The 4,754-nt window shown below is 56.6% G+C and carries 6 protein-coding genes; 3 read left to right on the forward strand and 3 right to left on the reverse strand.

Translation table 11 applies throughout. The features are described 5' to 3' along the window. Positions 1-281: 281 nt before the first annotated feature. Both Q8Q07_07440 and Q8Q07_07445 read right to left on the reverse strand, forming a co-directional pair. Positions 282-1,004, reverse strand: coding sequence for a 4Fe-4S binding protein (locus Q8Q07_07440; GenBank protein MDP3880117.1), 723 nt, complete (start codon positions 1,002-1,004; stop codon positions 282-284). A gap of 34 nt (positions 1,005-1,038) precedes the next feature. Further along, positions 1,039-1,764: an alpha/beta fold hydrolase gene (locus Q8Q07_07445; protein MDP3880118.1), complete on the reverse strand. Its 726-nt coding sequence runs from the start codon at positions 1,762-1,764 to the stop codon at positions 1,039-1,041. Positions 1,765-1,888: 124 nt separating this feature from the next. On the opposite strand from Q8Q07_07445, the gene Q8Q07_07450 reads away from it, so the two are divergent. Together Q8Q07_07450 and Q8Q07_07455 are read left to right on the forward strand one after the other, a co-directional pair. Then, positions 1,889-2,794, forward strand: a complete 906-nt coding sequence (locus Q8Q07_07450) for a phosphoribosylaminoimidazolesuccinocarboxamide synthase (protein MDP3880119.1) — start codon at positions 1,889-1,891, stop codon at positions 2,792-2,794. 203 nt (positions 2,795-2,997) lie between these two features. Then, positions 2,998-3,480: a VOC family protein gene (locus Q8Q07_07455; GenBank protein ID MDP3880120.1), complete on the forward strand. Its 483-nt coding sequence runs from the start codon at positions 2,998-3,000 to the stop codon at positions 3,478-3,480. Positions 3,481-3,563: 83 nt separating this feature from the next. Here Q8Q07_07455 and hisB read toward each other — a convergent pair whose 3' ends face one another. Next, on the reverse strand, positions 3,564-4,148 hold the full coding sequence (gene hisB, locus Q8Q07_07460; protein MDP3880121.1) for an imidazoleglycerol-phosphate dehydratase HisB: 585 nt from the start codon (positions 4,146-4,148) through the stop codon (positions 3,564-3,566). A gap of 286 nt (positions 4,149-4,434) precedes the next feature. Between hisB and Q8Q07_07465 the strand changes: the two genes are divergently transcribed. Beyond that, entirely contained in the window at positions 4,435-4,740 is a 306-nt protein-coding gene (locus tag Q8Q07_07465) for a metal-sensitive transcriptional regulator (GenBank protein MDP3880122.1), read from the forward strand. The last annotated feature ends 14 nt before the right edge of the window (positions 4,741-4,754 follow it).

The raw sequence follows: 4,754 nt of genomic DNA on the forward strand, positions 1-4,754 counted from the left end.
TAGTGTAGTGTCTCTTATATATCTTGCCGTATCAAGGAAGTTGCTGTCATTCCAGCGAAGGCTGGAATCCAGGGGATAGACATGGATTCCGGATCAAGCCTGGCCTGGCGACAGGCCAGGGTCCGGAATGACAGAACTGTAAAGACATTTGTAATACACCACACTAGTACTAAGGTGGATTATTTGGCGTAACGAGGGATGGGAAGATTCTCCTCCTCACCTTTATCCTCTCCCACCAGGGGAGAGGATATTCCTATTACGTTTAATTACGCAACCAAATACTAGACAGCAGCGGCGGGTCGCCCCAGCCCCAGGTTACTCTTTCCGTTGGGTCGTATCTCGAAGCCCGCTTCACGAGCGACTCTCTCAGCAGGCACGCCGCCGTCAACCTCCAGCCGGGAGGCAATATCCACGCTGATAACGGTATCAACCTCTCCGGCTACTTTTGCCAGCGCGGCCAGCACCTGTGGCGCCTTAGCCACCGTGGTACTGAACTCAAGAATCGCGGAAAGCACCCGCTCCTGACGGACATCATCGCGCAGCTCGCCCGTGGTGACGTCGGCAAACAGGTCATAGGTAGGATTATCTTCTTCAAAACCCACGCCGAGGGAAAGCACTGCCTGAGCTACCTTTTCCACATCCTCCAGCCTGGTACCGATGCCGGGACGCCCCAGTTCCGCGGCGATGCCGATATAACCACGGCGATAGCGGCCAGTGACATCGTTGGTCTTGGTCTCTTCGGTACCGCGACCGGTGACATCGGTAGAGGGGTGGGCAACGCAGGGGTCGCTGAACTGGGCCCTGATGATACGGGGCCAGGTCAACTCCGGCTGCCATAGTGCCTGGTCCTCACAGACGCCCGAGCGCAGGCAGCACCCGCACTCGACGCATTCCTCCTCGTCGATGACGACCCTGAACTCCGACGACACCACCTTGATGGCGGCTACGGGACAGTAGGCGACACACTCCAGGCAGCCTTCGCACCGTCCTTTATCTACTCGCATCTTGCCCTCCTTCGCCGGCTTGTTTATTCTACGGCTAGTCTTGAGGCAGGTTCAGTTTCTTCAGGAAGTCAAGCACCGTCCGGCTGAAAAACTCCGGGTTGTCCCGGTTACAGGAATGACCCGCGTCAGGAATCACCACATGTTTCGCTCCGGGGATAACCTTGGCCATATACTCCCCTGCTGCCAGGTAAGGGGTGTCATTCTCTCCCACCAGTAGCAGGGTCGGTACCTTGATTTTGTCCAGGCTCTCGATGACCCGGGAATCGTGCTGCATGACCACTTTGCGTGCCATGTGAATCACTCCCGGCGGGTGCTTGCCTTCAGCCTCGATAACCTTAACCCGCTCCTCATACTGGCGGTTCCACTCCTCCCGGCGGGCCGGATTGCGGTAGCCGGGGCCGGTATCCGCCAGGATGAGCGCCGTCACCATCTCGGGATAATTTAAATAGAAGCTGAGCGATTCATAGCCGCCCATGGAGATTCCACCCACCACCGCCTTTTTTACATCCAGGACTCCCAGAAGCTGGCGAAGGTCTTCCGCCACGATATCCGGGGAATACTGGTCGGGGGAAGGGGGACTTGTCGACTGGCCATGTCCCCGGGCGTCATAGGTGATGAAACGGTACTCCCGGGAAAAAACCTCTACCTGGGGCTGCCAGGCCTCGTGAGATGACGAAAATCCGTGCGCCAAGACCACAGGGTATCCCTGCCCGTGGACTTCGTAGAAAAGCTCGATGCCGTTGACCCTGGCTTTAGGCATGATTCCAACCTCCCTGTCTGTAAATTCCAGTAGTATTATCTAAGGCTACATGTTAGAGCCTCTGCCCATAAACTGTCAACAAAACGCAGACAGAAAGCGGGATTTATGTTATATTGTGTCTACTATGTCAGTGCTGCTGGATACCAGCCTGCCCTTGCCCCTGTTCATCCGCGGCAAGGTGCGGGACAGCTACCGGTTGGGCGATCACCTGCTCATCATCGCCACCGACCGCATCTCAGCCTTCGATATTATCCTGCCCTGCGGTATCCCGGACAAGGGCCGGGTACTTAACCGGCTCTCCGCCTTCTGGTTCGAGCGTACCAGAAAGCTAATACCCAACCACCTGATAGCCGTGGTCGATGATGTTCAGATTCTCAACGATTACCTGCCCGCGAAAAGTCGTTTTGCCTGTCCCCCCTACCTGTCAGGGCGGGCGATGGTTGTCAAAATGGTGGAACGTCTCCCGGTGGAATGCGTGGTGCGGGGCTACCTCTCCGGCTCGGCCTGGGCGGAATACCGGCAATCAGGCACCATCTCCGGTATGCCCCTGGAACCGGGCTTGAAGGAGAGCCAGGCGCTGCCCCGTCCGCTATTCACACCCACAACCAAGGCGGAAGCCGGGCATGACCAGCCGCTAACGGTAGCTGAACTCAAGGAGATAGTCGGTGAACGCCGGGCTGAAGAGCTGGAAGAAAAGAGCCTGGCGATATACAGCTACGCCCGCGAGTACGCCCAGGGCCGGGGCATGATAATCGCCGACACCAAGATGGAGTTCGGCCTGGACAACGGCAAGCTCATCCTCATCGATGAGCTGCTGACCCCAGACTCTTCCCGCTTCTGGGACATCGCCCGGTATAAAGTCGGGCAACCGCAGGACAGCTATGACAAGCAGCCGGTGCGGGACTGGCTCGTCCAATCGGGCTGGAATAAAGAGCCGCCTGCCCCGATGCTCCCCCCGGAGGTTATCGCCGCCACCACACAAAGATACCGCGAGGCTTACCGGAGAATGACCGGCCTGGAACTCAGCTAGACCAAGGCCCGAAATGAACTGGAAACGGATTTTTACGTTTGGCTGGTGAATCTGTCATTGCGAGGAGGCATAGCTGACGTGGCAATCTGAGAGGTGGGGATACCCTCCCCACACGGATTGCTTCGCCCTCGGGACTTCGGCGTGAGCTCAGTCGAACGCTGAACTCGGGCTGAAGCCTCCCGACAAGTCGGGATAGTCTCGCAATGACACCTCTAGACAAAACCGATAACCCGGAAAAGAGGAGGCTGACGGCTATGACGGATAAAGAGGCTCATCCATTCCAGCTAAAAACGGTAGACCAGATCAGTTTCGCAGTCAAGGATATTGACCGGGTCATTGAAGCCTGGTCGGCAATGTACGGCTTCGGTCCCTGGACATTCAGCGAGACCAGCGGCACTGACGGCAAGGGACGCCCCTGGAAGGCGAAAATGGCCTTCACCTACCTGGGTCCGGTACAGATTGAGCTGGTACAGCCTGCGGAGGGACGAATCTTCCAGTCCCGCTTCATTGATACCTGGGGGGAAGGACTGCACCACCTCGGCTTTTACGTTGATGATTTAGCCGGTGAGGTAGATAACCTGGTCTCAAAGGGAGCTAAAATCCTGATCCAGGTGCCGGGTCGCTTTGCCTACCTGGACAGCGGCGGGCCCGGCGGCGCCATCTTTGAGCTGATGCAGAGACGCTAGTAAACCGACTCCTGAATCCCTAATGCACTGAGCAACAGGGTCAACAACCGGATTTTTTGCCGGACGGCCATCGCTTTATCCTGTTACAATATTCCTTTGGTGGTGGGCAGGTCACCGCCGAGACGCTGGTCAATTCTGGTTGCCATGTCCAGGGCCCTGCCCAGGGCCTTGAAGAGCGCCTCGGCCTTATGGTGGTCATTGACCCCGTAAACAATGCGGGCGTGCAAATTGATCCTGGCTTCCACCGCCAGCGACTCCAAAAAATGACGGATAAGGTCGGTGGAGAAGCCGCGCATGTCGTTGTCATTAAAAGGCATCTCCAAGACGGCATATCCCCGCCCGCTGATGTCCACGGCCACCATCGCCAGGGCATCATCCATGGGCACGGCAGCGTCAGCCATGCGGGCGATTCCCCGTTTCTCTCCCAGGGCTTGAGTCAGGGCCTTCCCCAGGCAAAGGGCAACGTCTTCCACCAGGTGGTGCTGGTCATCCCCGCTGGCAGTCAGCTTGAGGTCAAAACGACCGTGCTGCGCCAGTTGTGCCAGAAAGTGGTCGAACATCATAATACCGGTATTTATCTGCCGCTGACCGCTGCCGTCAACATCAAGCTCCAGGCTGATGCTGGTCTCTCCAGTCTCCCTCTTGATTGTGGCTGCTCTATTCTCCATTACCGTCTCCCGCGTTCCTGATTACAGTACAGCTAACTACCCCCCAGTTTAGCACATTTCAGCCTGTTTTCAACCTCACGCCCGGCAAGCGCGGTTTTAAAAATTGTGATTTACTCCTTTCCTTTTTCTTCTCTGGAGAACGCCGCCCGTTCAACGGCTGATGTGACTTATATTTAATCTTAGCAGGTTGATGTCAACGGAGGAGTGGACGTAGATATCGACTGGTATCAGTATCCGGTCTTGATAAAAATCCGCTTTCCGTATATCATGCTTTCGGGAGTAAGTGATGAAGAAATCTGATGAACACCAGGATAGCGGCGCGGTTCACCAGCATGCTAAAACGGCCTCGGTGATTAACCGGCTATCCAGGATTGAGGGACATATCAGGGCGATAAAACGCATGATTGAAGAGGATAAGCCCTGCCCGGACGTGCTGATTCAGCTCGCCGCCATAAAGTCGGCGGTGCAGAAGACGGCCCAGGTGGTGCTTGAGGACCATATCGAGTCCTGCCTGACCGGGGCCGCGGCCAGAGGCGCCATTGAAGACGAATGGCACAGTCTGAAGGCAGCCCTGGATAAATTTGTCGGCTGAGGACGCTCAGAGCT

It is taken from the genome of Dehalococcoidales bacterium (assembly GCA_030698765.1).
In the GTDB taxonomy this organism is placed as follows: Bacteria; Chloroflexota; Dehalococcoidia; order Dehalococcoidales; family UBA2162; genus JAUYMF01.